General features: G+C 50.4%; 28 protein-coding genes. 25 read left to right on the top strand and 3 right to left on the bottom strand.

Annotated features, from left to right (window positions below; translation table 11 throughout):
- Positions 1–118: 118 nt before the first annotated feature.
- From BBD41_RS09935 to BBD41_RS09915, 5 genes are all read left to right on the top strand, one after another.
- Complete coding sequence (locus tag BBD41_RS09935) at positions 119–700, top strand: TetR/AcrR family transcriptional regulator (RefSeq protein ID WP_077569673.1); 582 nt, start codon at positions 119–121, stop codon at positions 698–700.
- Positions 701–739: 39 nt separating this feature from the next.
- Positions 740–2,029, top strand: a complete 1,290-nt coding sequence (locus BBD41_RS09930) for a cytosine permease (RefSeq protein ID WP_099477475.1) — start codon at positions 740–742, stop codon at positions 2,027–2,029.
- 4 nt (positions 2,030–2,033) lie between these two features.
- Positions 2,034–3,149: an S-methyl thiohydantoin desulfurase family protein gene (locus BBD41_RS09925; RefSeq protein WP_099477474.1), complete on the top strand. Its 1,116-nt coding sequence runs from the start codon at positions 2,034–2,036 to the stop codon at positions 3,147–3,149.
- On the top strand, positions 3,146–4,723 hold the full coding sequence (locus BBD41_RS09920) for a hydantoinase/oxoprolinase N-terminal domain-containing protein (protein ID WP_099477473.1): 1,578 nt from the start codon (positions 3,146–3,148) through the stop codon (positions 4,721–4,723). Before BBD41_RS09925 ends, BBD41_RS09920 begins: the two co-directional genes overlap by 4 nt.
- Positions 4,724–5,234: 511 nt before the next feature.
- Complete coding sequence (locus BBD41_RS09915; RefSeq protein WP_099477472.1) at positions 5,235–6,203, top strand: tRNA dihydrouridine synthase; 969 nt, start codon at positions 5,235–5,237, stop codon at positions 6,201–6,203.
- Between the two features lie 278 nt (positions 6,204–6,481).
- Here the strand turns inward: BBD41_RS09915 and BBD41_RS29980 are convergent, their stop codons facing one another.
- The gene (locus tag BBD41_RS29980) at positions 6,482–6,655 is read right to left on the bottom strand and encodes a hypothetical protein (protein ID WP_167392967.1); all 174 of its coding nucleotides are present in this window, start codon (positions 6,653–6,655) and stop codon (positions 6,482–6,484) included.
- Between the two features lie 331 nt (positions 6,656–6,986).
- The gene (locus BBD41_RS30640) at positions 6,987–7,061 is read right to left on the bottom strand and encodes a putative holin-like toxin (RefSeq protein ID WP_397311365.1); all 75 of its coding nucleotides are present in this window, start codon (positions 7,059–7,061) and stop codon (positions 6,987–6,989) included.
- Positions 7,062–7,365: 304 nt separating this feature from the next.
- Here BBD41_RS30640 and BBD41_RS09910 point away from each other — a divergent pair, with 304 nt between their 5' ends.
- The 5 genes from BBD41_RS09910 to BBD41_RS09890 all read left to right on the top strand — a co-directional run bounded on the left by BBD41_RS09910 (position 7,366) and on the right by BBD41_RS09890 (position 10,531).
- Positions 7,366–7,656, top strand: coding sequence for a type II toxin-antitoxin system Phd/YefM family antitoxin (locus tag BBD41_RS09910; protein WP_077569668.1), 291 nt, complete (start codon positions 7,366–7,368; stop codon positions 7,654–7,656).
- Entirely contained in the window at positions 7,634–7,951 is a 318-nt protein-coding gene (locus BBD41_RS09905) for a type II toxin-antitoxin system RelE/ParE family toxin (protein WP_099477471.1), read from the top strand. The genes BBD41_RS09910 and BBD41_RS09905 overlap by 23 nt, the downstream gene beginning before the upstream one ends.
- A gap of 308 nt (positions 7,952–8,259) precedes the next feature.
- Entirely contained in the window at positions 8,260–9,111 is an 852-nt protein-coding gene (locus BBD41_RS09900; protein ID WP_099477470.1) for a P-loop NTPase family protein, read from the top strand.
- 31 nt (positions 9,112–9,142) lie between these two features.
- Positions 9,143–9,586: a YhfM domain-containing protein gene (locus tag BBD41_RS09895; protein ID WP_007131066.1), complete on the top strand. Its 444-nt coding sequence runs from the start codon at positions 9,143–9,145 to the stop codon at positions 9,584–9,586.
- 195 nt (positions 9,587–9,781) lie between these two features.
- The gene (locus tag BBD41_RS09890; protein WP_007131067.1) at positions 9,782–10,531 is read left to right on the top strand and encodes a superoxide dismutase family protein; all 750 of its coding nucleotides are present in this window, start codon (positions 9,782–9,784) and stop codon (positions 10,529–10,531) included.
- 114 nt (positions 10,532–10,645) lie between these two features.
- Here BBD41_RS09890 and BBD41_RS09885 read toward each other — a convergent pair whose 3' ends face one another.
- A complete protein-coding gene (locus BBD41_RS09885) occupies positions 10,646–11,302 on the bottom strand; it encodes a helix-turn-helix transcriptional regulator (RefSeq protein WP_007131068.1) in 657 nt (218 codons plus the stop codon).
- A gap of 164 nt (positions 11,303–11,466) precedes the next feature.
- On the opposite strand from BBD41_RS09885, the gene BBD41_RS09880 reads away from it, so the two are divergent.
- The 15 genes from BBD41_RS09880 to BBD41_RS09810 all read left to right on the top strand — a co-directional run bounded on the left by BBD41_RS09880 (position 11,467) and on the right by BBD41_RS09810 (position 26,164).
- A complete protein-coding gene (locus tag BBD41_RS09880) occupies positions 11,467–12,081 on the top strand; it encodes an FMN-dependent NADH-azoreductase (protein ID WP_007131069.1) in 615 nt (204 codons plus the stop codon).
- Positions 12,082–12,119: 38 nt separating this feature from the next.
- Positions 12,120–13,658: a DHA2 family efflux MFS transporter permease subunit gene (locus BBD41_RS09875; RefSeq protein WP_077569662.1), complete on the top strand. Its 1,539-nt coding sequence runs from the start codon at positions 12,120–12,122 to the stop codon at positions 13,656–13,658.
- A 38-nt stretch (positions 13,659–13,696) separates the two neighbouring features.
- The gene (locus tag BBD41_RS09870; protein ID WP_099477469.1) at positions 13,697–14,836 is read left to right on the top strand and encodes an NADH:flavin oxidoreductase; all 1,140 of its coding nucleotides are present in this window, start codon (positions 13,697–13,699) and stop codon (positions 14,834–14,836) included.
- 197 nt (positions 14,837–15,033) lie between these two features.
- Complete coding sequence (locus BBD41_RS09865; RefSeq protein ID WP_099477468.1) at positions 15,034–15,429, top strand: hypothetical protein; 396 nt, start codon at positions 15,034–15,036, stop codon at positions 15,427–15,429.
- A 512-nt stretch (positions 15,430–15,941) separates the two neighbouring features.
- The gene (locus BBD41_RS09855; protein ID WP_099477466.1) at positions 15,942–16,895 is read left to right on the top strand and encodes a carbohydrate ABC transporter permease; all 954 of its coding nucleotides are present in this window, start codon (positions 15,942–15,944) and stop codon (positions 16,893–16,895) included.
- Entirely contained in the window at positions 16,892–17,737 is an 846-nt protein-coding gene (locus BBD41_RS09850; RefSeq protein WP_099477465.1) for a carbohydrate ABC transporter permease, read from the top strand. Before BBD41_RS09855 ends, BBD41_RS09850 begins: the two co-directional genes overlap by 4 nt.
- A gap of 113 nt (positions 17,738–17,850) precedes the next feature.
- Positions 17,851–19,575: a sensor histidine kinase gene (locus BBD41_RS09845; protein WP_099477464.1), complete on the top strand. Its 1,725-nt coding sequence runs from the start codon at positions 17,851–17,853 to the stop codon at positions 19,573–19,575.
- A gap of 112 nt (positions 19,576–19,687) precedes the next feature.
- Positions 19,688–21,013, top strand: a complete 1,326-nt coding sequence (locus BBD41_RS09840; RefSeq protein ID WP_077569655.1) for an ABC transporter substrate-binding protein — start codon at positions 19,688–19,690, stop codon at positions 21,011–21,013.
- A 207-nt stretch (positions 21,014–21,220) separates the two neighbouring features.
- Positions 21,221–22,843, top strand: coding sequence for a response regulator transcription factor (locus BBD41_RS09835; RefSeq protein ID WP_099477463.1), 1,623 nt, complete (start codon positions 21,221–21,223; stop codon positions 22,841–22,843).
- Between the two features lie 410 nt (positions 22,844–23,253).
- Positions 23,254–23,580, top strand: a complete 327-nt coding sequence (locus BBD41_RS09830) for a hypothetical protein (RefSeq protein WP_099477462.1) — start codon at positions 23,254–23,256, stop codon at positions 23,578–23,580.
- A 3-nt stretch (positions 23,581–23,583) separates the two neighbouring features.
- On the top strand, positions 23,584–23,877 hold the full coding sequence (locus tag BBD41_RS29780) for a hypothetical protein (protein ID WP_157929286.1): 294 nt from the start codon (positions 23,584–23,586) through the stop codon (positions 23,875–23,877).
- Positions 23,878–24,208: 331 nt separating this feature from the next.
- A complete protein-coding gene (locus BBD41_RS09825) occupies positions 24,209–24,652 on the top strand; it encodes a DUF6308 family protein (protein ID WP_099477461.1) in 444 nt (147 codons plus the stop codon).
- A gap of 73 nt (positions 24,653–24,725) precedes the next feature.
- Positions 24,726–25,232 (top strand): hypothetical protein, encoded by a 507-nt coding sequence (locus BBD41_RS30115; RefSeq protein WP_206098297.1) that lies wholly within the window; start codon positions 24,726–24,728, stop codon positions 25,230–25,232.
- 68 nt (positions 25,233–25,300) lie between these two features.
- Positions 25,301–25,576, top strand: coding sequence for a hypothetical protein (locus BBD41_RS09815; RefSeq protein WP_099477460.1), 276 nt, complete (start codon positions 25,301–25,303; stop codon positions 25,574–25,576).
- A 237-nt stretch (positions 25,577–25,813) separates the two neighbouring features.
- The gene (locus BBD41_RS09810; RefSeq protein WP_099477459.1) at positions 25,814–26,164 is read left to right on the top strand and encodes an HIRAN domain-containing protein; all 351 of its coding nucleotides are present in this window, start codon (positions 25,814–25,816) and stop codon (positions 26,162–26,164) included.
- Positions 26,165–26,214 lie beyond the last annotated feature (50 nt).

Raw genomic sequence — 26,214 nt, 5'->3', positions numbered from 1 at the left:
TGAACGTATAAAGATTCGAAGACAATTCGGCTGGGCAATTAAATCAATTGATTTTTATGCAGAAAGTTGTATAATCTACTTAATTAACGTTAATTAAACCGGAGAAAAGGGGATGAACATGACCAGAACGAAGCTGAAAGAAGCTGCGCTGAGGTTATTCGGACAGAAGGGCTACGACGGAACGGCATTATCGGAAATCGCGAAGGAGGTTGGTGTCAAAACCCCGGCAATCTACGCTTTTTTCGAGAGCAAGGAAGATCTGTTCATGACGGTCTTCGAAGAATCGATGAGTGCCTACAACGAATATATCCAAGCGATGGCGGAAACCAGCAAAGGAATGAGCACGGAGAAAAAATTGCATGCGCTGCTGCTTCGTCAATACGATTTTCACCGGGACAAGCGGGAGCTTGCCGTATTTGCCTTCCGGTACTTAATTTTCCCGCCGGATTTCTTGCAAGATCGGATGCACGAGGCGTTTGGGCGGTTCGATACGCTTCTGAGCAGCATTATCGGCGAGATTATGCAGGAAGGTCTGGATCGCGGCGAACTGGCCGTCATCCCGATGGAGACGCTGGTGGATTCGTACCTTACCTTGATGGACGGGCTGGGCATGCAATATTACTACTATAAATCGCCGGAGCTGTTTGAACGGAAGCTGAAACATGCCTTTGAGATGTTCTGGAGATCCGTCAAAGCTTAGGCAATCAACAAGATGGTACAGAAAGCAGAGGGTGGGAGCATGAGCAACGATACGAAAATAGAAGATTACGAACGGGAGCCCGTACCCCAGCATTTGCGGAAATCATGGCTCTCGATGGCATTCGTCTGGATTGCGATCGGCATTGACCTGTCCGCGATGTTCCTGGGGGCACAGCTCGGCGCGGGCATGAGCATCGGCGACTCGTTTACGGCGGTCATCGTCGGTTCGGCCATTTTGGGCTTGATCGGGGCTGTCTGCGCTTATGTAGGAGCCAAAACGGGCCTGTCCACGGCCATGATCAGCCGGTTTCTGTTCGGGAACCAAGGGGCGCTGATCGTCTCGGTCATTCTCGGCATTTCATCGCTGGGCTGGTTCGGCGTTCAGGTCGGCTTCTTCGCTTCCAACTTCCAGACGGCGTTAAGCGAGCTGTGGGGTTGGCATTGGTCGCTCTGGGCGCTGTCGATTATTGGCGGACTTCTCATGATGTCCACGGCGATCTGGGGCTATAGGGCGATTGAGAAACTAAGCGTCTGGTCGGTACCGCTGCTCGTCGTGTTTATCATTATCGCGCTGGTCATGGCGCTTAACGGGGAAGGCGGAAGCACCGTCTGGTTACCGTTCGAGGGCGAGGCCCTGCCGATGGGGACGGCGATCTCGCTGGTCATCGGCATCTTTATTCTTGGAACGGCGCTGTCCCCTGACATCGCGCGCTGGGCCAAAACGCCAAAGCATGCGGTTACCGCCGCGTTCATCGGTTTCTTTGTCGGCAACAGCTTCATGACCATCATCGCGATCTTCCTGTCGCGTGCGATGGACTCCGACGATCTGACGGGCATTCTGCTGACGCTCGGACTCGGAATTCCGGCGATTATCGTGCTGACGCTGGCACAATGGACGACCAATACGAACAATTTATATTCCGCGGGACTGGGTTTCTCCGTCGTATTCAAACGGGTGCCTAAATCCGTGATCACGATCATTGCAGGTTTAATTGCGACGGCGCTTGCTTGCTTCGGTATTTATGACCGTTTCATGACGTTCCTGACGTACATTACGATGCTTGTCGCACCGTTGGGCGGCATTTACACGGCTGAGTATTTGTTGGTGAACAAAACGAGATTCTCGTTTGACGGGCTGGATAGCAATCGGAGCTGGATCCCCCGCTCCATCGTCGTATGGGTCATCGCCACGTTCTTCGGGTTTATGACAACGATGGCCCCGGATGGGCTCGGATGGTTCCAGGTGACGCAGGTTCCCGCGCTGGACAGCTTCCTGATGGCATTTACCGTACAAGCAATCATTGGCAAATGGGTCGTAAAGAAGGGATGAAAGCATGAACAAGGCAACCAGATTAACAACATTGGATGAACAGTCAATCGAATATATCGCGATCGGCGCTGCGGTGCTTGGCACGGGCGGCGGCGGAGATCCTCATGTCGGAAAATTGATGGCCGTGGAGGCCATCCGCGAGCTTGGCCCGGTTCGAATTGTCCAGCTCGAAGAGCTGGACGATGAAGGGCTTATCGTGCCGGTATCGATGATCGGAGCACCGACGGTGATGCTGGAGAAAATCCCTTCGGCAGACCAGCTGACCAAGCCGCTGGATCTGATGGAGAGAGAGCTCGGCCGCAAGGTGGACGCCGTCATGCCGATCGAGGTCGGCGGCGGCAACTCGCTCGTTCCGGTCATTGCGGCGGCACAGCGTGGAATTCCGCTTGTCGATGCCGATGCGATGGGGCGCGCGTTTCCCGAATCGCAGATGGTGACCTTCCATCTGGAAGGCATCCCCTGCAGCCCGGTGGCGATGGCGGACGAGCGCGGCAACAGCGCGCTGATGCATACGATTGACGGGGTGTGGGAAGAACGGCTGGCGCGTGCGCTGACGGTGGAGATGGGGGGCTCTGCCTCGATCTGCGATTATCCGGTATCCGGCGCGCAGGCGAAGCGAAGCGCGATCGGCGGCACGCTGACGCTCGCCTATGAGATCGGGCGGACGCTGTTCGAAGCGAAGCAGCAGAAGCTGAATCCTGTGCGCGAGCTGCTCACGAAGCTGAACGGCCATGCGCTGTTCCATGGGAAGGCCGTGGATATCCGTCGCCGCATGGACGGCGGTTTTACGCGCGGCGAAGCGGTATTTGAAGGCACCGGTGAGAACAAGGGAGAAACGATGCGGCTGTTTTTCCAGAATGAATTCCTGCTCGCCACCGTTGACGATCAACCGCTCGCCATTACGCCTGATCTGATTACGCTGCTGGATCAGGATACGGGCATGCCGGTGACGACGGAGAACTTGAAGTATGGCGCCCGGGTGACGGCAGCAGGTTTGCCGTGTGATGACAAATGGCGGACGCCGAAGGGCATCGAGACGGCCGGGCCGAGATACTTCGGTTATGACTTTGATTATGTGCCGATCGAGACGTTGGCTTCGAAAGGAGGTGCGGCGAAATGACCGAGACTACAACATCTAATGCAAACCGGATTTACCGCATCGGCATTGATGTGGGTGGAACGAATACAGACGCCGCCCTGCTGGATTCCGACTTGCGCTGCGTGCACAAGGTGAAGGTCCACACGACGGCCGACGTGAACGAAGGCATTGTGGAGGCCGTTCGCCTGCTGCTGCAGGAAAGCGGCGTAAATGGCTCGGACATTCGCTATGCGATGCTCGGCACCACGCATTGCACCAATGCCATCGTGGAGCGCAAGCATCTCGGCCGGGTTGGCCTGATACGTATCGGCGCTCCGGCAACGACGGCCGTTCCGCCGCTTGCCGGCTGGGACGAATCGCTGCGCGCTGCGGTAGGGCCGCATAGTTATATCGCCTCTGGCGGCTATGAGTATGATGGCCGCAAGATTGCCAATCTGGACGAAGAGGAGATCGCCGAGCTGTGCCGCCGGATGAGCGGAGAAGTCGACGCGGTGGCGGTGTGCGGGGTATTTGCTCCTGTGAACCGTGAGCAGGAGAAGCGGGCCGGAGAGATCGTGCGCGAAGTGTTGGGTGCGGATATGCCGGTCACGTATTCCAGCGAGATTGGCAGCATCGGGCTGCTCGAGCGGGAGAATGCCTCCGTGCTGAACGCGGCGCTGCTGCAAGTCATTGCAGGCGTGGTGCGCGGCTTCGAGAAAGCGTTGAATGGCTTCGGCATTGAGGCGCAGCTGTATATTTGCCAGAACGACGGAACATTGATGAAGAGCGAGTATGCGCTCCGCTACCCGATTCTGACGATTGCGTGCGGACCGACGAATTCGATTCGGGGCGCGGCGCATTTGTCCGGGCTTAGCGACGCGTTGGTCGTTGACATCGGCGGCACAACGACGGATATCGGCGTGCTGGTGCAAGGCTTTCCGCGCCAATCGTCGGCAGCGGTGGATATCGGCGGCATTCGCACGAATTTTCGGATGCCGGATATTTTGTCCATCGGCCTCGGGGGCGGCACGATCGTCCGGCTTGATGACGCGGGCGGCGTAATGGTTGGCCCGGACAGTGTGGGCTACGAGCTGACGAAACGGGCCCGCATCTTTGGCGGGGATACGCTGACGGCGACGGACGTAGCGGTGAAGCTGGGCCGAGCCGCATGGCCGGGCACCAACGCGGATGCCGTGGACGAAGTCGTCTGCAGCAAAGCGGATGCAGTCATGCAGCAGAGCCTGGAAGATGCCATTGACCGGATGAAGACGAGTGCAGACCCGGTCGATGTCATACTGGTCGGCGGCGGCAGCTTGTTGGTGCCGGAGACGCTGGCCGGGGCAAGCCGAATCATCCGGCCGGACAACTATGATGCGGCGAACGCAATCGGCGCAGCATTGGGATTGGTCAGCGGGGAGTCGGAGCGGATCTATTCGCTGGACGACTGGAGCTATGACGACGTCATCCGCGATGCGAAGAAGAGCGCCATGAACGAGGCAGCGGCTGCCGGCGCGAACCCGGAGACGCTAGAGATCGTGTCTGTCGAGGACATTCCGATTGCGTATTTGCCAGGCAATGCGCTGCTTGTGAAAGTGAAAGCTGCGGGTAAGCTGTAACGCGCTTAAGGCATTAGCCTCGCTCGACCGCTATTCGCTGCCGCATGAGAAGTTTGCGCATAGCCAGTGGGCATTTCGCATAACGGAGCTAGTCGCGATCGGCGAACAGCGCGGGACCCAAGTAACATGTAAATGGCGGTACGGATTCCATTCCGGTACCGCCATTTTTTATTTCGCTGCCGAACGTTTCCCGGCAATCTTGTTTGGGTAGAGACTATTAATTCCCATGGGATTCTGGACATATGATAGCCATCAACTTAAGGGCAGGGGCCTTGGACTCTTCAGGCTCTCTGAGAAGGGGCGATGCCCTTTTTTCACAAATCTATGGGAGTATGCTCCTCACTTCGGATTGTGATATATTCATTTATGTGTCTACGGCTTTAACATATACTGCCGTTTGATATGCATGGCTTAAATATGCTATAAGTGAAGAAAAAGCAAGGGCATGAACGAGCTTACATTTACTATATCGGGATAAAGATTTCCCTGCATTTATAGAGGAGTATTGGATATGACAGAAAATTTTTGGCGGGATTTGCCGAGGCCTTTTTTTGTGCTGGCGCCCATGGAAGACGTGACGGATGTAGTGTTTCGCCATGTCGTAAGCGCAGCAGCCAGACCGGATGTGTTTTTTACGGAGTTTGCGAATACAGAGAGCTATTGTCACCCGGAGGGGCATCATAGCGTGCGCGGACGTTTGACGTTTACAGAGGATGAACAGCCCATGGTAGCGCATATCTGGGGCGATAAGCCGGAATACTTTCGTCAGATGAGTATCGGCATGGCGAAAGAAGGGTTTAAAGGCATCGATATTAATATGGGTTGTCCTGTGCCGAATGTAGCAGAGCATGGGAAGGGAAGCGGCCTGATCTGCCGTCCCGACGTTGCAGCGGATATTATCCAGGCCGCAAAGGCCGGGGGACTGCCCGTCAGCGTAAAAACAAGGCTCGGCTTTAGCAGGGTAGACGAATGGCGCGGCTGGTTAACCCATATTTTGAAGCAAGACATTGTGAATCTGTCCATCCATCTGCGGACAAGAGACGAGATGAGCAAAGTAGACGCTCACTGGGAACTGATTCCGGAGATTAAACAGCTTCGTGATGAGGTAGCGCCAGATACACTTCTAACCATTAACGGGGACATTCCTGACCGTCAGACCGGCCTGAAGCTCGCTGAACAATACGGCGTGGACGGAATTATGATCGGGCGCGGGATTTTCCATAATCCATTCGCTTTTGAGAAGGAGCCGAAGGAACATAGCAGCGAGGAATTGCTGGGTCTGCTGCGGCTGCATTTGGATCTGCATGATCAATATTCCGAACAGATGCGGCGCTCCTTCAGCGCCCTTGTCCGCTTCTTCAAAATCTATGTCCGTGGATTCCGGGGGGCAAGCGAGTTGAGAAATCGCTTAATGAACGCAAAGTCAACCGATGAAGCACGTGCACTGCTTGATGAATTTGAGGGTGGAGGAGTAGTATAAGCTCGGAACCGTATAGGTTCACATCCAAACCATTCCTTACGTTAAAGGAGTGGTTTTCTTATTGTCTTTTGAATGCGAGGGTTGTGGCTGCATCCGTTAGCGAGCCGTGGGCGGTGCGTATATCGGCTTCGGTCGCTGTTAAAATCGGGAAGCTGAGTGGATATCAGCTAAATGCCCCGCGTGGCGGCCCGCTTTATTAGCCAGGGACTACCCCGGTCGATAGGGGACGTTGCTGCGTCTTCCATTGGACAAAGAAAAAGACCGCCCCTTGACGGTCTTTATCCTGCGCTCACAAATTGGAGGATCCCAATAAGAACTAATAAGAGAAAAATAACGAGTATTATGATGATTCCTATTTTAAGTGTCTTGAAGCCATTTGACTTCTTTGCCAGCTGCTCTTCAACAGAATTCATTCGCTCTTTAAGCGCTTGGATTTCATCCTCCTGCCTCATGCCAACCTCCTTACAAGCATTTTGTAACCTATCATATGTATTCAATATTCAGCAACGATACCCTCTTTCGATGCAGAATGGATACGAAATGAGGACTTGCTCTGTACCAGTGGCTGCTGGATATCGCTGGTTATTGAAGTGGCAGAATATCGGATCGAGCTCTCATCTGAAAATCAGCTCTGATCATTGTGGACTAAAACCGGGTAAATGATATGATAAGAATAAATAAGGGACCGTGCTGTAACACGATCCCCTGCACAACAACCGCTAAAAGAGCGGCCGGCTGCAAGTCTTCAGTCAGAAAATAGACCGTAACCTTGCGACGGGCGGTCTATTTTCGTTTATTCAACGATAACAATGCGACGATTAACGTCCCGAAGGTAAGCATTAAGCTCATCGCTTCCATACACTGTCATGGGCATCACCTCCCGTCCGGGAGACTAGCCGACCGCCCTTATTAGCCGAATGTCGTACATTCCAAATTAAAGCATACAGGCCTCGATATTCGGGGCTTTTTCTTTTGCCTCCATGCATGAATACAACCATCAGAAGTGAATTGGATATATCATTGAGTTTTTGAAGGGTACGGAGTGAGTTTCGTTATTGCCCATTTTCAAAAGTGTACAAGTGAAAGTAGGGGGTTACATTGAATATATAGCAGAATATAGGTACAATATGATTAAAGAATGGCTATGAAAGGAGCGGATACGGTGTTAATTAAACCATCGGCGAGTATACGTCAAAACTATAATGAAATTGCTGATTTGTGTAAAACGTCCGGGGAACCCGTGTATTTGACCAAAAATGGTGAAGGGGATCTCGTCGTCATGGACATTGAGGCATTCTCCCGTCGTGAGAAGATGTTGAAGCTCCGTGAAGAGTTGCTGGCTGTTCAAGAGGATCGATTGGCTGGACGCATTGGTGTAACTCCTGACGAATTGGATGCCTATTTGGACAGTGTTATTGATGAGGTCGAACATGGAAAAAAAACCTCGTTATAACGTAATCATTTCTGACCGTGCCCGTCAAATGTTAGCAAACCATGTGCGTTTTCTTGCGGAAAAAAGTCCCGAGGCTGCACGCAACACGAAAAACGAATTGCTCCAAGCGATACGTTCATTGGCGCGGATGCCAGAACGTTATCCTTTTCTAGAAGCGGAATTTATACCTCCGAACAAATATCATAAGATGTTTGTGGAGAAGTGGTATCTAGTGCTGTACCAGGTCCAAGATGAGATGGTGTATGTGGATCATATTGTAGATTGCAGGCAAGATTATCGCTGGCTGGTACGCTAACAACACTAAATTGAAGGTATATGCTGATGGAAAAGTTAGCAGGGGAAAGGGACATTGCCGCCACTGCTCTTTCAGTTCGTAATCAACCATTCCATATAAGGAGTGGTTTTTTTCTTATGATTGAGATTACTTACCTAGTAAATCCCTATCTTCGATTCAATTTCGGAATACGGTAAGATACCGAGTATTTCTCACTGCTGCGGACGCAAAGTCTTTCGCAGCCTTTTTATATGGGGAAGAGGATATCCGTTGGGTCCTACAGAATAATTTGAAACTGTAATTATTTTGAGCTTTGAAGGGGATTTGTAATGAAAACAAAATTGATCCTGGTTGAGGGCCTGCCTGGGTTCGGCAAATTCACGACGTCCCGGATGATTCATGACATTCTTACCGAACGAAACATCGAGGCCCGGCTTGTCATGGAAGGGGATGCAGAACATCCGGCAGATTATGAGGGAACGGCGTGTTTAACTGAAGAAGAATTCGGACGTCTGCTGCAGGTCGCAGGTCCTTTTAAACAAATATTGATCGAACGGGCTGCCAAGAAAGGCAGCTGGTATCTCTTGCCCTACCAGAAACTGAAGAACGAATATGAAGCCTCTATGCCGGATGATCTATATCATTCGTTGTCCAAACAGGATATTTACGAGCTCCCGCCGGACCTCAACAGAAGACTCATCACCGATCGGTGGGAGACATATGCGGAGCAGGCGGTGCATGAGAATACGGTCATGATTTTTGAGTGCTGTTTCATTCAGAATCCGGTGACCGTCGGTATGGTGAAGCATGATGCGCCGGAAGAGCAAGTGACGGACTACGTGCTGGGGCTGGAAAAGACGATCCACCCGCTGAATCCCCTATTGTTCTACATTGAGCAAAACGATCTCGGATACGCATTCCGCAAGGCCATCCGGGAACGCCCGGAGGCTTGGGCCACAGGATTCGTCCATTACTACACCCAGCAGGGATACGGCAAGCATTACGGTCTAGAAGGCGTCGAAGGGACTTTGCAAGTCTTGGAAGCCCGGCGCCAGCTGGAATACAGCATCTTAGACAAGCTCGGACTGAACAAGGAGCGAATCAATAACTCCCTTTATGATCAAGACACGTACAAAACCATGCTGATCAACAAGCTGAAGCTGCATGGCGTTATCCAGTAATATTCTTCCATAGATAAGAAAGGCCGGTTTAATGAAGCGCTTATTAACGATCACGATTCTGTGTATTACAACGGTCCTAATGGCAGGCTGCGAGAAAGAGACGGGTTGGGCGACGATGCAGCTTCTAGACGAACAGATCGCCGAAATCCGGATCTCGGCATTCGAGAATTGGGACGAGATGAATGGGGATACGCTGCTGTCCTTGAAGGAAGCGAAAGATGTAAGCGTATTTGAGGAAGCCATCCGTACGACCCGCAAGCAGCCAGATGATGCCAAACGAACGGAACCGAATTACGATGTGATGGTTGTCTATGCACAGCAATCTCCCGTTCATGCCATCAGGCTGTGGCTAGGGGAAGAGGGACAGGAAAGTGTATTCAGCTATGCTTTCAAAGATTGGGGAGAAGATGTATATGTGGTACCGTCCAAATATACGGATCGGATGAGAGAACTCATTTTGTCTGAGGGGAATTAAAGCCGTAGCCTGTATCCGCTTCTGCTCCGCCGTTTCAGATGATTCAAGTTCTAAAATTTATCTGTTATCGCTTGAACCTGTCTTTCGGAATCAATCGCCAACGCCGAAAGCCCCAACTCTCATAAAATCACGGCCCAGACGTATAAAATCAGAGGATTGGGAGATGAATGATACCATCATTCAGGAGGCGATGAAGTGAAGAAGAAGACTAACAAGTTAAAATATATGGCGGGAGCTTTTCTTGCCGGAGCCCTATTACTTATAGGGATCTTGATTGCTGCGAATCCCGAAGGAACCCTAAGCGCGATTAAACACACAACGTCTAAAATAAGCGATTACGTTAACGGGAAGGACAACTCCACCGCTGACGGCCCATTAGCGAAACAAGGGACGGCAACCTCGGATCCTAATATGCCTGCCGGCCGCAACGGTGTGTCAGCTCGCATGGATTCGGAACCAGTTAACCAACCCGTCTACTGGAGCGAGGCTTCCAGGAAGGAATCCATGGGGCATCCTGTAGTCAAGCTGTACAATGCGGCGGGAGAGCCTATTGGTTCCGCTACCTTGGAGCAGATCCATGACGGGGTGAAGGTGAAGATTACCGCATCCGGACTAACTCCGGGCAAGCATGGGTTCCATGTGCATGAGAACCCGATTCAAGATGGGGATTTTAAATCTGCCGGCGCCCATTTTAACCCGACCCATAAGCATCATGGCCTTGAAAATCCGCAAGGAAGCCATGTCGGCGATATGCCGAACCTGGTCGTAGGCGCTGACGGCACCGTGGAAGCGGAGACGATCATTCAGCATGGAACGCTAGAGAAAGGCCAGCCCAACTCGGTACTGGGGCGCTCGCTGATCATTCATGCCGGCGAGGATGACAACGTCACCGATCCGGCGGGCAATTCGGGCGACCGTGTGGCCGGAGGAAATATCCCGGAGTAATCCGGCAAGCAGGCGGCGCTATCGGTTAACACATAGAAATGCCCGTGAACAACGCATCTCCACAGGGAGATGCGTTTTTTAGTTACCAGAAAGTATAAAATGATCCGGTGATCTTCACAGACCCTGATTGTCCGTTATCCGATAGGCACAGCTGGGGCCGTCTGACAAAAGATATTCAACACGTTCGATGGTCACATGATCGCCAAGCACCGATTGAAAGAGTTCGAGCTCGTTATCGATAAAACGGGAACTGACAGCGACAGCCTCTGCGATCGGGCAATGTTTCTGTACGAATAAGAAGCTTCCGTCCTCCTGCTCTTGTATTTCCGGAAAATACCCTTCGTTCATACGGATCATGACCAGCTTTTGGAGCCTGTCCATTAGGCTGTCCGCATCGGACAAATGCTCCCGATATTTTATTATTTGATTATGTTTGAGGTCCTCAAGCACTCTCCCCAATCCTTCATCTCCGAACGTGGCCCTGACCGAATGAATTAAATCGATCGATAATTGCAAATAGCCGTTAGGAAACCAACGGTTGGCCAAGGCCGTCAGCCTCCATATTTTTGCTGGCCTGCCGATGGGACGAGCCTCTTCCTCATATTCAACGACTTCCTGTTTCTGTAGTTCATATAAATGCTGACGCACAGCCATCCCTGTCAATGATAACTTCGAAGCTAACGTAACGGCATCCATAGGACCATGCTGCTTCAGCAGCGTTACAATGGCTTTTCTGGTGGATGTTACAGATGACTCGTCCTTCTTTTTCAATGGTTCACGACCCCCACATCACATATTACGAGAGATGCTTCTCCCCTTACATTCTAAAGAAAGTTCTTTACAAAGTCAAAAGAAACTGGTTAAATTTGTTTTATAAATAAAATACTTTATAAAGTATAGTCCATCAAAAGTGGCCTATGAATGGAGGAAATGAAATGACAACAACGTTATTTATTCAAGCGAGCAATCGCCCGGCGGAGCATGCCGTCAGTGTGCAAATGTACGAAGCCTTCTTGTCAAGCTATAAGGAATCGCACCCGCAGGAGACGATTGTGGAAGTGAACTTATTTCATGAACCGCTACCCTATCTGGGGACCACGATGATTACGGGAAATTATAAAATCGCCCAAGGCATGACGCTCACCCCGGAAGAAGAAGCCGAGCAGCAGATTGTTCGTAAGTACCTGGATCAGTTTCTTGCAGCCGATAAAATCGTCATAGCTTTCCCGCTCTGGAATTTGACGGTTCCAGCCGTCTTGCATTCGTATCTGGACTATCTGCATCAGCCCCGCAAAACCTTTAAATATACAGCGGAAGGCTTGGTTGGACTATTGCAAGGCAAGAAAGTCGCTCTATTAAGTGCCAGAGGCGGTATCTATGCGGAGCATGATGAGCTTGCGGTTAGCTTCGTCAAAAAGCATTTGCAGGTGTTCGGCATTACGGACATTACCACGATTGTTATAGAAGGTCATAACCAATACCCCAATCGCAGGGAGACCATCATTGCTGAAGGTCTCAGAAACACGGCACTTGCGGCAAAAATGTTCTGACGGCGGCTGGATATCGAAAATAGAGGGAGTGGAGTCGATTGGCCCAACAACGAAGGTTTATCATACTGATGTCCATTGCTTTAGGCTTGGTGCTGACCGCACTGGATCACACGATCGTATCGGCAAGTGTCAACAAAATCATAGACGACATCGGCGGTCTGGATAGAGTCACCTGGATTTATACCACCTACGCACTGGCCGGAACGAGCACGATGTTAATATTCGGCAAGCTCTCCGATCTTTTCGGGAGGAAGACCTTGTATTTGGTTTCCATCGGCATCTTCCTTCTGGGCTCCGCACTCTGCGGAACGGCCCAGACGATGGAGCAGCTAAGCATTTACCGGGTCATACAAGGAATCGGATCCGGCGGTATTTTTCCGATATCCTTCTCCTTGATATATACCTTGTATACCGATCCCAAAGAATCGGGGAAGCTGTCAGGAATATTTGGTGCCGTATTCGGACTCTCTTCGATTGCGGGGCCGCAGATCGGCATGTGGATTTCCGAAACGCTATCCTGGCGTTGGTGCTTCTATATCAACCTGCCGATCGGGATCCTCTCGTTCGCGGCACTGCTCCTGACGCTCCGGGAATCCCGAGCGGAGACAAAGCCGAAAATCGACGTGCTTGGTGCCATACTGATAGTCATTGCTACGGTCTGTTCCATGATTGCGCTCGAGCTTGGCGGTAATAACGTATCATGGACCTCCTGGAAGATCATTGCCCTGTTCGGGATCTCGGTTTTGGCGGTCATAAGCTTTTTCATGGTGGAACGGCGGGCCATGGAGCCCATCTTGCCGCTCAAGCTATTCAAAAACCGTATGGTGACAGGAACAAGCATCGTCGTCTTCTGTCAAGGCGCCATGATGTTCGCCGCGATGACCTACCTGCCGCTCTATACCAACTATGTACTGGGAGAAAGCCGATTAAATTTATTGCTGACTCCGTTGATGTTGTCCATGATCATCGGCTCCGTTCTGATGGGTTTAATTCTCACCCGTTTCCAAATCCGGACCGTCATGGTGGTCAATATGGTGGTCGGAATCGTTGTTTCTAGCTTGTTCATGAGTCTTTCGCCGGCTGTTCCTTTTTGGCAATTCATTGGAATGGTTGTCCTGCTCGGGCTGGGCGTTCTCGGCCCCTTGAACAGTCTCAGTCAGAACGCTGTCGCTTACAGCGTTGAAGAGCGATTCATCGGTATTTCTTCATCGCTTGTCGGCTTCTGCCGCAGCATGGGCGGCGTAATGGGTGCTTCGATCATGGCCGTCATCGTCAATTCCCAAATAACCGCGTCGGTCGAGACGGCAATTACACGATTCAACCTGAATTCGAGCTCCAACCCGTCCTATCATCCGCCGGATGCTGAAACCGTGCTGCGATATAAAGATCGTTTTGAACCGGAGTTGGTGTCCTACTTTACACACGCGATGGATCATGCTATTACACAAGGATTTGTTCTGCTTCTTGGCTTCTCTGTCCTCGGTGCCATCGCGGCTCTGACGGTCGGATCGATGAAAATTAAAAAACGTTCCGAAGAGGCGTCCCGGGCTAAAACAAGTTCACGGCTTGAAATTTAAAAATTACGCAAGAGAACAAATAAGGAGGATTCATTATCATGTCTAATCAATCAAACGGGAACGCATCTGCCGTTCACCCTTCCGTACAGCCTTTATTTACGCCATTTTCGATCGGCAAATTGTCGCTTCCTAATCGAATCGTCATGGCGCCTATGACCCGATCATTTTCGCCGAATGGCCTGCCCGGTGCTGATGTTGCCCGGTATTACCGGCGTCGTGCCGAGAATGGGGTGGGTCTGATCATAACGGAGGGAACCGTCATCAACCACCCTGCATCAGCTGACCATCCGAACGTCCCCCATTTCTATGGCCCTGCTCTGAAAGGCTGGTCGTCTGTCGTGGAGCAAGTCCACGCGGCAGGAGGCCGAATTTTTCCTCAATTGTGGCATGTCGGCATGGCACGGAAAATCGGCAGTCCTCCGAATCCGGAAATTCTCCCTATAGGACCATCCGGAATCGACCTGTCCGGCCAACAAGTAACCGCCCCTATGACCGAATCGGATATCCTTTCCGTGATTGACGCATTCGCCCAAGCGGCTGCCGACGCCAAGTCACTCGGTTTCGACGGTATCGAAATCCATGGAGCCCACGGCTACTTGATCGATCAATTTTTCTGGAAACAAACCAATAGGAGATCGGACCGATACAGTGGCGACAGCTTCGAGGGGGCAACGCGTTTCGCTGCAGAAATCATTCGCGCCGTTCGGCATGCGGTCGGTCCCGATTTCCCGATTGCTCTGCGCATATCTCAATGGAAAACCGCCAACTATACGGCCAAGCTGGCGGAAACGCCGGAGCAGCTGGCAGCATTCCTTGAGCCGCTGACAACCGCAGGTGTTGATATTTATCATTGCTCGACCCGGCGCTTCTGGGAACCCGAATTCAAAGGCTCTGACCTAAACTTGGCAGGATGGGTCAAATTATTGACCGGACGACCGACCATTACCGTCGGTTCCGTAGGGTTAAACGAAGAATTCATGCGTTCCTTCGCTTCCGGCCAAGCGACACAGTTTACCGGGCTCGATGGTTTGATCGAAAGACTTGAGCAAAATGAGTTTGATCTGGTGGCCGTTGGGCGCTCGTTGTTAGTAGACCCAGAGTGGGCGATGAAAATCCGGAACGGACGGTTCTGCGAGCTGAAACCTTTCACAGTCGATGCGCTGAATTCCCTATACTGATCCATGATTGAATATCATTCGGTGCACCGGATCTGAACTCATAAGAGGATTTGGTCGGGGATTTATGGAAAGGTATATAGATCCTTACCGCAAGCGCAGGACCCTGAACGGCAAGGATTCGAAGAACGTGGACTTTAACTTTATTTTTTTCATACTAAACTACCGGGCTTATCGGAGCCCATCCGCGGGGGATGATCATGGGAGTAGCATTCAAATTGGAGTGCGGTACGTGCCAATACAACAGCATTATTTATGAAGGAATCGGCTTTATGTACATCTCCTTGAAGTCGATCGCTTCGTTTGTCACAGATCCGGTGCTTAAGCAGGTGATCGGAGAATTTATGGAGGAAGGTTCCGTCTCGTACGACGCGCATCAGGCGCTGTACGTGTGCCCGCAATGTGACGGCATTCAAAATGAATTGTACATCGAGATGCAGTCAGACCGGTCACAGTATCGGCGCGTTTGCCATTGCAAGAGATGCGGAACTGAAATGAAACAAACACCGATCGAGCACAACGTCCCGATCCGTCTAACCTGTCCAGATTGCAGGGAAAGCGAGCTGATGGTGACGTCTTTTATGGATTGGGATTGATGGGGCGGCGGATCGTGATGAAGATAAAACCAATAAAGGGGAACTCTCATTGTCAATATTACTAATTTTCCTTCTGGTTGTTGCCGGCGCTTGTCTCACTTGGTTGGGATCGAAGCTGTCTTACATGAGTATTTAGGCCTCCCGATCCATTGCGAGTTCAAGTGCACCTGGTGAGCTAACCCAGCAAGATAAAATTGAATTGCTCGCTATGCACATGGCTGGCTTCTTGGCCGTATTAGGCATCCTTCTTCTTCTGTTCTACCTGCTTACCAAAGGTCGGCAAAACGCAAAGGCATATCATATCTATGCACTGATCATCCAAATCCTATTTGTCATTGGATTTTTCATCATCAACTATACTTATCTTTTTGTGGATTATCCTTCAAACCTGGATTCCGGATTTCCGTTCTGACGACATTCTGAAAATATTGAATGATTTTGAGCAATTGTCTTATGTAGTTCCCGGCGGCTCTCCTTCTATACTGAAGGTACGAATAAAGGAGAGTGAGTTCATGGAACGAGCAACATCTGCAGCATCCGGAATACCTGTTCGCAAAAAGCCATTACGCAAGCGCTGGGACTCTCCCCTTGCAGGTTATCTGTTTATTTCCCCTTGGCTGATTGGATTTCTGGCGTTGACGGCCTATCCGATGCTGTTGTCCCTCTACTATTCCTTCACGGATTATACGCTCATGAAGCCGATTGAGTGGGTTGGCCTGGACAATTACGAGCGCATCCTAATGGCGGACGACAAATTTGCCCAATCGCTCAAGCTCACATTTTATTATGTACTCGCCTCGGTGCCGCTAAAGCTGATTGCCGCGCTGATGGTTGCGCTCCTGCTGAAGAAGGCCGTGCGCGGGATATCCGTCTATCGGACGGCCATTTATTTCCCTTCCTTAATCGGGGCGAGCATCGCGGTGTCCCTGCTGTGGAAAAATATTTTCGGCGTGGACGGCTTCTTCAACAAGGTGCTTGGATTTTTCGGGATTCCCGGCACGGGCTGGGTCACGAACCCCGATACCGCATTATGGTCCTTGATCGGCCTGTCGGTATGGCAATTCGGCTCCTCGATGGTGATATTCCTCGCGGGCCTGAAGCAGATTCCGAATGATCTGTATGAAGCCTCCGCGGTGGATGGGGCGGGCAAGGTGAAGCAATTTTTCAAAATCACGCTTCCGATGCTGTCACCCACGTTATTCTTCAATCTCATTATGGGAGTCATTAACTCCTTCCAGATGTTCACGCCTGCATACGTCATCACCGGCGGCGGGCCGATGAACTCTACCTATGTCTATGCGTTATACCTGTATGAAAGGGCATTCAGCCGCTATCAGCTGGGCTATTCCTCTTCCTTGGCCTGGATCATGCTGATCTTGATTGTGGCTGCCGCCGTGATCATTAACCTGACTTCGAAATACTGGGTATTCTACGAGTCCGAGAGCCAAGGAGGGAAAAGAAAATGACCAGACGCAAATGGAATCCCGTAATTCGCCATGCGATGCTCATCCTATTCAGCTCGGTGATGGTGTATCCGGTCATTTGGTGGATTGGCGCCTCCCTGAAAACAAACCAGGAGCTCAGCTCCCCGTCCATCTTCCCGTCCGTGCCGCAGTGGTCCAATTACATTAATGGATGGAATTCCGTTCCGGGCTTCACCTTTACCGACTTCTATCTGAATACCTTTTATTTAATTACGGCGGTCATCATCGTAACGGTCATTTCCTGTACGCTAGTCGCCTTCGGATTTGCAAGGCTGGACTTCCCGCTTCGCGGCTTCTGGTTCTCGCTGCTCATGCTCACGCTAATGCTGCCGGGCCAAGTGCTCATCATTCCGCAGTATGCGATGTTCCACCAGTTCGGCTGGGTCAACACCTACCTGCCGTTCATCGTGCCGCATGCGTTAGCGGGAGGGGCGGGAGGAACCTTCTTCGTCTTCCTGCTCGTTCAATTCATACGCGGGATCCCGCGGGAATTGGATGAATCGGCCAAGATCGACGGATGCAGCTGGTTCGGGATTTACTGGCGGATTGTAATGCCCTTGATGAAGCCTTCGATCGTGACGGTCATCATCTTCTGCTTCCTATGGAACTGGGATGATTTCCTGGGCCATCTCCTGTACATTAATTCCGTCGACAAATACACGGTAGGCTTGGCTTTGCGGATGATTAACGATTCGCAAGGCGGCGCGGAATGGGGGCAGTTGCTCGCGATGTCGCTCGTATCCATTCTGCCGGCTACGCTGCTGTTTGTCTTTGCCCAGAAATATTTTGTGGAGGGCGTGGCTACCACTGGATTAAAAGGGTAGTAGCTAGGCCAGCCGATATATTATAAAATGAGAAAACATTGAGGCAGCGGTTCGCCGCACGGCTTCAATGTTTTTTTCGGATCGGAATGGATATGCATGGAGGATGAGCGCTTATGATCAATCCCTTCAAGAAATACCGGATCGATTCCCTGTTTATTATTTGTTTTGCAGGGCTGATCACGATTGTGCTGGCGATCACGGTATGGACCAGTTATGCCATGACCTCGCGGGAATTGGCCGACAACACGTCGTATTACCAGAAAAGGCTGCTCGAGGAGCTGAACAATGAAATTACGGGACGTCTGACATCGATCGAGCAGATCTCGCTGACCACGTCCAGGGACAATGATTTGCTTACGTTTCTGTCGGGCAAAGAGGATGAGTTCAACCACTACAGACGCTCCAAAGGCATACAGGAAGCGCTGGCTCATCTTACGTATTCGATTCCGCAAATTCAAGCCATCGATTTATATATGGAGCAGCCGGAGTGGGGAGACCGGCAGAGCTATATTCAATTCCATGAGCTAAAGGCTGCCGAGGCACAGCCATGGTATCCTTTGCTGCAGAACAATGACTTCTCCTGGTCAGAGGAGCATGATTTAACGACCTATAATGGGAACGTGCCTGTGCTCAGCTTCTCCCGCAAGGTGTACAACAACTCCCGGTACCTGGGCATTCTTGTCGTGCATGTGAAAGCCGACTGGATCCGCGGGATTCTCGAGGGATATTCCAAGGATTCCAACCGGATGCTGCTGGATCTGAACGGCAGGGAGCTGCTGAGCGTCGGGACATCGATGAAGGATGCCGGGTTGCAGGAGCACGATTTGCGGTTCAAGGATCAATCCGGGGTGCTTCGGCTGCATACGCAGCCGCATGGGGTCGAGTCTCTGGTCGTCTATTCCAAAGTCGCCGACTCCAACTGGATGCTGGTGGAGATTACTCCATGGGAGCGAATAACGTCAGGCAGCGTCAAGCTGGCCGGAGCCATCATTACGATCGGCATCGGAGCCTTATTGCTGGCTTTCTTGTTAACGCTATGGTTAAGTCGGCAATTGTTGAAGCCGATCGCCCAGCTAGTGAGAGCGATGAAGAATTACGATGTTGGAGGGAAGCAAGCGGAGCTGGCCGGCGATTACACCAATGAATTCGGCATACTGTTTGCAGGGTTTCGCAGACTGAATGAGCGAATTCAGGCGTTGTACGCATCTCTGGCGCAGCGTTACGAGCAGCAGCGGAAGGCCGAAATCGAAGCGCTCCAAGCCAATATTAATCCGCATTTTCTATATAACACCTTGGATCAGCTGAACTGGATGGCGATTGCGGAGGGACAGGAGAAGATGAGCCGTATTCTGGAGCTGATGGGCCGCATGTTCCGCATCGGACTATCGCATGGAGAGAGCTTTATTACGATTGATGAGGAGCTGACTCACGTCGCATGCTATTTGGAAATCCAGCAGATCCGGTGGGAAGATGGTCTGGAATATGAGGTGCAGGCCTCCCAGGAGGTCCGGAATCTATTCATTCCCAAAATGACGCTCCAGCCTTTCGTCGAAAATTCCATCATTCACGGCTTCAATGCAAGGCAAAGCGGCCGAATTCAGATTAAGGCGGAGGAAGAGGACGGCCGGGTCCTCATGACAATTACCGACGACGGAAGCGGGCTTGCTCCCGAGAGCAAAGGGAACCATCGCCGCAAGGGCGGTTACGGGATCCGGAATGTGAGAGAGCGGTTCTCGGCGTTTTTCAATGAAAATTATGAGATCCAGGTTAAGGACGGCGAGATTGAAGGGGTGGTTGTAACGATCATCTTCCCAAGGCTTGAGGTAGCACAGACGTAATGCATAATCAGACGATTTTATAATAAATTGTGCATCTCTCTTATACTCCCGTCATCCCGGAATTGATAGGATCATATTGACCACAATATATTGTTTCTAGGGGGAAGTCGGCATGAATAAATGGAAGCGATTGCAGATTCTCGCGTTATTGATGGTGTTCTCCTTGCTGGCAGCGGCATGCGGCGGCGGTAACGGAGGCACCGGCACAAACACAGGCAGCACAAACTCATCCAAGAACAATACACAGGCCGAAGGCGGTTCGGCAGACAACGTCAAGCTCCGGATTATGTGGTGGGGCTCGCAGCCGCGCCACGAAGCGACACTGAAGGCATTGGAGGCCTACACGGCGAAGAATCCGCATGTGACCTTCGAGCCCGAATACTCCGGGATGGATGGTTATCTGGATAAGCTCTCTACGCAGGCAGCGGCGCATAATGAGCCGGATATTTTCCAAATGGACCCGGGCTGGATTTCGGACTGGACCTCCCGCAACCAGCTCGAAGAGCTCGATTCCAAGGTTAAGCTGGATGAATTGACGCCGAGCCTGCTGCCGATCGGGCAGAGAGACGGCAAGCAATACGGCGTGCCGCTCGGATCGGTTGCCTTCGGGATGATCTACGACAAGGCGGCTCTGGAGAAGCTGGGCGCAACGATGCCGAAGGACGGCTGGAGCTGGGATGATTTCTTCGCATTGGCGGAAGAGGTCAAGCCTAAGCTGGCGGAAGGCCAATATTTCACGCTGGATTATGCCGGCAACTACTTCATGTTCAGCGCGTATCACTATGCCAAGGGCAAGGGTACCTTGATTACGGAAGACGGCAAATTCAATATCGATGAAGCGACGTTCCTGGAATGGACGAAGAAGTTTGAACAGCTGCGCAAGGACGGACTTGTGCCTCCTGCGGATCTAAACGCATCCGACAAGGAGATGGATCCGACGGCAGACCTGCTGGTCAACGGCAAAATCCTGTTCCGCTACTCCTTCTCCAACAACTACACCACATGGGACAGCATGAAGGAAGGGGCGTACGATCTGGTTACGATGCCGCGGGCCGAGGAAGCAGGGGGCTGGCTCAAGCCGTCCATGTACTTCAGCCTGTCGCCGAATTCCAAGCATAAGGAAGAAGCGGCCAAATTCATCGACTGGTTCATCAACGATCCGGAGGCAGGGGCAATTCTTGGAACCGCTCGAGGCGTGCCAGCCAATGCCAAGATCGCCGAGTCGCTGATTCCGAAGCTTCCGGAAGGCGAAAAGGTCGGGATGAAGCTGATCGACGCCACGACGCCGGACGGACAGATCTTTACGACAGGGCCGGAAGGCTGGGTGAACTTCATCGACAAAGACTTCCCGCTCGTCCGGGATGAGCTGAGCTTCGGCAGAACGACGCCGGAGAAGGCCTATGAATCGTTGAAGAAGGCCGCGCAAGAATATGAATAACTCCTATACAATGGGATGAGTGAGAACGAGATGCCGGCAAGGGAGTAAAAGGATTCGGTTATTCGGTGAAAGCTGTCTGTTAAAATAGTTCCAGTCTATTCCTGGTTTACGTCATGCCTGAGCGGTTTTACAGCCGATCGGGCATGGCGTATTACCGTTAGATTGAAGCTATTTTCCTTTTTTGCAAATAAGAAGGGGGCTCTTCAGATGTGGAAGATAGGAATCGTGGATGACGACCGCGCCGTGCTGCAGGGAATCCGCAAAGCCATCCCTTGGGATGAACTGAATGCAGAGTGGGCAGGGGAAGCGTTGAACGGGGAAGAAGGGCTTGAAATGATTGCATCGGCCAGCCCCGACATCGTGATTACCGATTTATACATGCCTGTCATGAACGGTCTGGATATGATCGAGCACCTGCGGAAGAACGCCGGCTATACGGGAAAAGTGATCATTCTGAGCGGATACTCGGACTTCGAATATGCTCGCCAAGCCTTGCGTCTGGACGTAAGCGATTATTTATCCAAGCCGGTCAGCCTTCCGACGCTGAAATCCGTGTTAAACCAGGCGATATCCGATTTGGAGGAGCGCGAAGAGCTGCGCATCAAGCAGGATGAGCTGCTCCAGAAGCTGCACCTGTACGAGCCCTTCGTCGAGAAGGAGTGGGTCAAATCGGCCGCAGCCGGCACCCTGCTGCAATCAGGACTTCAATCGGAAATCCCGGAGCCTTATCGGTATTGGACCGATCACGATCATACGGTCATCGGCATCGAGCTGGTCTACGACCAACGGGCAGCCAAATTAAGCTTGCCGGACTGGAGCCTCCTTCGATTTGCAATCAGCAATATGGCGTGCGAAATTACGCAGGCGGCATTTCCAAGCTTCGACCATACAGATCTCCACACCAACCGTTCGGTGATCATTATTCATCATGACCGAATAGAGCCTGCCGAGCGAGTGCGGCAGCGGCTGGAGCAGCTGGGCGTCCGATTAATCGACTGTGTCCGGAACTACTTGAAGCTGAAGATCCGGATCGGCATCGGTGAGCGGAAGAGCAGCATAAGCGAAATCGGCATCTCGACGGAAGAAGCCTTCCGCGCGATCGATGTGACTTCCCGGCCGGCGGTTCCGGAGCATGAGTTGTATTTCTACAGTGCACAGGAGCCGGGCAATGCGGAGGCCAAGTCTCCGGTGCGTCCGGTTAAGCTATACCTAGAGCTGGCCGGCGCGATTCGTACCTCACAGGAGAATCAGGCGCAGACGATGATAAGGGATTATATGAAGCGGCTGGAGCAGGAAGGGGGCATCACCAAACCCTACGTCGGCATGCTGGCCGGCGAGCTGTGGGGCATTATCGCCTTTGCTTTCTATGAGACGGGGACCGTCGTTGACGATATCTTCCCGTATGACGGCATTACGCGTGAAATGGCGAAGCTGCAGCGTCCGTCCGAGCTTGCCGAATGGCTGATCACCAAAATCGGGCTCGTGTTCGGCAGCCGCGAATGGGGCGGGAACGGAAAGCATCGCCAGGCGGTCGACTTTATGATCGAGTATATTCACGAGCACTATGCCGAGGACCTCACGCTTGGGGGACTGGCGGATAAGGTATACATTTCGAGAAACTACTTGTCGATGATTTTTAAGAACATGACCGGAGAGACGTTCAACAATTACCTGACCCGAGTACGGGTCGAGAAGGCCCGTGAGCTGCTGATGGAGAAAAATGCGCTGGTTTACGAAGTGGCCGAAAAGGTCGGATATAAAAACGTTCCGTATTTCAGCACGGTCTTCAAGAAATTCACGGGCATGAACCCGACGGAGCTTGTGAGATGATCTCGGGGAGGCGTGATGAAGAGCTGGGGAGCCGCAAAGGAGTGGTGACGCAATGTCATCAATGCGTATTTTTATCGGAAATCGGGGATCAAGGAAGGGCATAATTGAGTGATTTATTCGTAGAGGTCAGGGCCTTGAATTTCAACTTGGGTTGGGATTCGGGGTCTTTTTTGTTGGGGGTGTAGGGGATGTGGGAGGCGGGTTAAGTGAAGCTAAGTGTGCTGCCGTTGGTTTTTCCGTTTTCAGGAAAGTAGTAGTCTGTGTTCGAGTGATTCTTTGATATGATACAAATATCGTCATAAACTTGTCCATCTATACAAACGGGAAGGACTGAGGGGAAGGATAACTTTGAACAGGATTTATATCGTAAATCCTCAAATACAGGAGCATTCGAGAACCTCTCTGAGCCAATGCAATTAAGACACGTTGAAAAGATTGCTGAAGATGCAGGTATTGGATTAAAGGGAATAAAGATAGAAATAGTTCGAGATGCTGAATTGATAGGTAAGGACTTGTACGGGTGGGCTGACCCAAAAGGAAACAGGATATTGTTGTACCCCGATGCTTTTAGCAGTAAGGAAAACTTAGTTAAAACGTTAGGACACGAGAGAATTCATATCTATCAAACTAAAACTTTTGGAAAGCCCCTAGCTTACGAGATGCTGATCGAATTTGAAAAAGGGGCATATGGCTCAGAAGACGCATGGTGGGAATATTTTAAGCGAAAGGGGCGGTAGTAATTGATTAATTCACATTTTAAAGACTGGATTAAGTTAACCACTATCATCACTAATAACAATACAAAAAGACATGAAATTGAATGTCCTAATTGCCAAAAACGTGGAATAGATTATCAATATGTCGGAGATATGAAGTCAAGAGTAGGATTTTTAGACATATGGTGCGATGTTTGTCTACACGGTATTCATTTATCTCGAACAAAAGCACCGGAACATGTAAGTATGATTCCATTTGATGCGGCGAAAGAATACAAAGAAAGAGTACCTAGATTCACTCATATAGAGCCTTCGTAATCAAAAGCTCATACTTGATGAACTTTTAAAAGCTCTTTTCCACTTGAATTATAAGTAGGAATGAGCTTTTTTGCATGCCCAAGATGGAAGACAGCGGTGGAACATTGAAGAAGGCTGGAGTGACGGGAGATTGTGGTAGGATAATCACAAGGCGACTTTGAATCAAAGAGGAAAGATTGGAGTAAGATACTGTGATCTATAGGAAAAAGAAATTGAAAGAGTATTTGTCTATTGAAGAATATGAAGATATTTCATGACTTTCTTGATAATATAGAGCCAACAATAAACAATAGACGAAATAACGAGTCTGTTAAAATGACATGAAGGTTTCTTGAAGGTTGGTACCGATTCTTATTTAGATGGACTAAATGATCCGATAATCGGCATGCACCATGGCGAGCGGATTTTTGGCGCAGCATTTGGAAGACCTCCTGTATTGATAAAACAATTTGTTCAAGTTGCTAACGCTACTATTAATTATGGCGATCAACGGTTGAACTTTCCGACCACGACAAAGCTGATTCATTTCATGCTTCCAGAGCTATTTCCCATCTTCGACAAAAATATTTGCAAGACCGTGTTTGGAAGTGACCGAATCGAAGACTACTACAAGTACCATGCATACATATTTGCTCTACAAGATTATTTGAACGATGAGCCGGCGGCGGAACCACTATTTCAATTGGCCCAACAGTACAATTTGTCACCGTTAAGAATTATCGATTTGATTTTGTTTCAGGATGGATTGAACACTGCTGAGAGGAAATCGGTTTAAGAGAATGGATGAATTGAACCACTAATGCAAGTAGGGGAGTAATCATTAACTATTTTAGAAGGTTGGAGATTAGGTGAAGGTAGGATATTTCAATGATACCGGTAAGGAAATCAATATTCACCCCGGAACGCTCTCACATGGGACCAAAACTTCCACTGAGCCTATCAAGCCCTTGGAAGAAAGAGTATTTGAGCTGCCAGAAGGAACCTATCCTTGGATTATGATGTGTAAGCATGATGGTCAGCTTTCTATTTTCGTATCCGGTAAGCAGGACGACGAGCAGGAAGAAAGTCTAGATGAAGAGTATGATGATGAGGATGAATATTACGAGGAATACGAAGAGGCTGAAGAGTATGGAGAGTATGGAGATGATGAAGAGGAATCCGATCATGCTCGAAGGATTAAGGCCGTCCGGGAGTATGCGAAATCTTCAGCGAACTTGGGGGCGGTGTTGTTTGTAGCAGGGGCAGCATTGACCTATTTTGCGGATAGTAAACTGCCGCTTTATGCAGGAGCAGCTTTAGGTGCTGTATTCTTCTTAATTTCTTTGGTGGTATTCATAAAGTCTTTTAGAGTCTGAAGGATATATAATTTGGCAGTAAAAGTTCTCACTAAAGGTGCTATAACCAAAGGAGAAGACGTTACAATATGAATCGATTTGTGATGATATTACTTTTATTATTGGCTCTTGTTGGCTGCGCCGGGGAACAGAATACCTTTCATGTCGAGGGTCCAGTAGAAGAGATTAATGAACAATCTTCACAAATTTACGTAGATGGATTCTGGCTGCCCGTTAAAAACATAGAAATTTACAATGTGGGTGATGTGATCAGTGCGGAAGTTGAGAGTACTGCAGAAGGCGATCAGTACGTTCCCGGAGATATAAAGGTTAACGAAATAAAGTTAAATGAGAATCCTGGGTGAAAATCGTAAAATCACTAAAACCAATATCCACTACATGGTTATGGAGCTCCTCTCCTAGAGTAGTTACTTGATCAGACCTTCACACGTCATTCGTGTGAAGGTTTTTTAGTTAGAACATGCATTCGCTGACAAACAGCTGTTCATCCTGAGCTTTAAAATAAGCTTATCAATGTTCGGGGTTGAATATCCGGAATACATAAACTATGAGTTTCGGTTAGGAATGGAGTGTAGGTGTGCATGGGACAAATTTATATAGCTATAACCGGGACATCGCATTATTTCGGCGCAAGTTTTTTGAAGCCGGGGATGGTCGTGCAGCTCATTAAAGATCCGGGCAATCCGTATGACGAGGAGGCGATCCAGGCGGTGATTCCTCCGCTTGGAAAGATCGGCTACGTTGCGAACAGCACGCATACGGTGCCTAAAGGATGTCGGAGCGCTGGTCGGATCTATGATTCATTTGAACAACAAGTTTACGGTGTGATCCGGTTTATTGTGAAGGATCTGGCCATTGTTGAGCTTATGGAAGGAATAGCATCACTCGATATATTTCTCCAAACAGAACATCAATCTTTTCCCTGGAAATGAGGAAAATTGGCGTATTTTGTTTTTTGTTGCGGATTTAGGAAGGGGACAAC

Source organism: Paenibacillus ihbetae (assembly GCF_002741055.1).
In the GTDB taxonomy this organism is placed as follows: domain Bacteria; phylum Bacillota; class Bacilli; order Paenibacillales; family Paenibacillaceae; genus Paenibacillus_AQ; species Paenibacillus_AQ ihbetae.
The sequence above is the reverse complement of the archived record's forward strand: the minus strand, read 5'-3'. Positions and strand labels throughout refer to the sequence as shown.

What these genes read in the sequence shown, in the direction of transcription:
- BBD41_RS09850 (WP_099477465.1), top strand. Translation starts at nt 16,892, where the DNA reads ATGACCAGACGCAAATGGAATCCCGTAATTCGCCATGCGATGCTCATC.
- BBD41_RS09845 (WP_099477464.1), top strand. Translation starts at nt 17,851, where the DNA reads ATGATCAATCCCTTCAAGAAATACCGGATCGATTCCCTGTTTATTATT.
- BBD41_RS09815 (WP_099477460.1), top strand. Translation starts at nt 25,301, where the DNA reads ATGAATCGATTTGTGATGATATTACTTTTATTATTGGCTCTTGTTGGC.
- BBD41_RS09915 (WP_099477472.1), top strand. Translation starts at nt 5,235, where the DNA reads ATGACAGAAAATTTTTGGCGGGATTTGCCGAGGCCTTTTTTTGTGCTG.
- BBD41_RS09925 (WP_099477474.1), top strand. Translation starts at nt 2,034, where the DNA reads ATGAACAAGGCAACCAGATTAACAACATTGGATGAACAGTCAATCGAA.
- BBD41_RS09840 (WP_077569655.1), top strand. Translation starts at nt 19,688, where the DNA reads ATGAATAAATGGAAGCGATTGCAGATTCTCGCGTTATTGATGGTGTTC.
- BBD41_RS09835 (WP_099477463.1), top strand. Translation starts at nt 21,221, where the DNA reads ATGTGGAAGATAGGAATCGTGGATGACGACCGCGCCGTGCTGCAGGGA.
- BBD41_RS09855 (WP_099477466.1), top strand. Translation starts at nt 15,942, where the DNA reads ATGGAACGAGCAACATCTGCAGCATCCGGAATACCTGTTCGCAAAAAG.
- BBD41_RS29980 (WP_167392967.1), bottom strand. Translation starts at nt 6,655, where the DNA reads ATGAGGCAGGAGGATGAAATCCAAGCGCTTAAAGAGCGAATGAATTCT.
- BBD41_RS09935 (WP_077569673.1), top strand. Translation starts at nt 119, where the DNA reads ATGACCAGAACGAAGCTGAAAGAAGCTGCGCTGAGGTTATTCGGACAG.
- BBD41_RS09865 (WP_099477468.1), top strand. Translation starts at nt 15,034, where the DNA reads ATGGGAGTAGCATTCAAATTGGAGTGCGGTACGTGCCAATACAACAGC.
- BBD41_RS09920 (WP_099477473.1), top strand. Translation starts at nt 3,146, where the DNA reads ATGACCGAGACTACAACATCTAATGCAAACCGGATTTACCGCATCGGC.
- BBD41_RS09930 (WP_099477475.1), top strand. Translation starts at nt 740, where the DNA reads ATGAGCAACGATACGAAAATAGAAGATTACGAACGGGAGCCCGTACCC.
- BBD41_RS09810 (WP_099477459.1), top strand. Translation starts at nt 25,814, where the DNA reads ATGGGACAAATTTATATAGCTATAACCGGGACATCGCATTATTTCGGC.
- BBD41_RS09900 (WP_099477470.1), top strand. Translation starts at nt 8,260, where the DNA reads ATGAAAACAAAATTGATCCTGGTTGAGGGCCTGCCTGGGTTCGGCAAA.
- BBD41_RS09880 (WP_007131069.1), top strand. Translation starts at nt 11,467, where the DNA reads ATGACAACAACGTTATTTATTCAAGCGAGCAATCGCCCGGCGGAGCAT.
- BBD41_RS09895 (WP_007131066.1), top strand. Translation starts at nt 9,143, where the DNA reads ATGAAGCGCTTATTAACGATCACGATTCTGTGTATTACAACGGTCCTA.
- BBD41_RS09830 (WP_099477462.1), top strand. Translation starts at nt 23,254, where the DNA reads ATGCAATTAAGACACGTTGAAAAGATTGCTGAAGATGCAGGTATTGGA.
- BBD41_RS09905 (WP_099477471.1), top strand. Translation starts at nt 7,634, where the DNA reads ATGGAAAAAAAACCTCGTTATAACGTAATCATTTCTGACCGTGCCCGT.
- BBD41_RS09870 (WP_099477469.1), top strand. Translation starts at nt 13,697, where the DNA reads ATGTCTAATCAATCAAACGGGAACGCATCTGCCGTTCACCCTTCCGTA.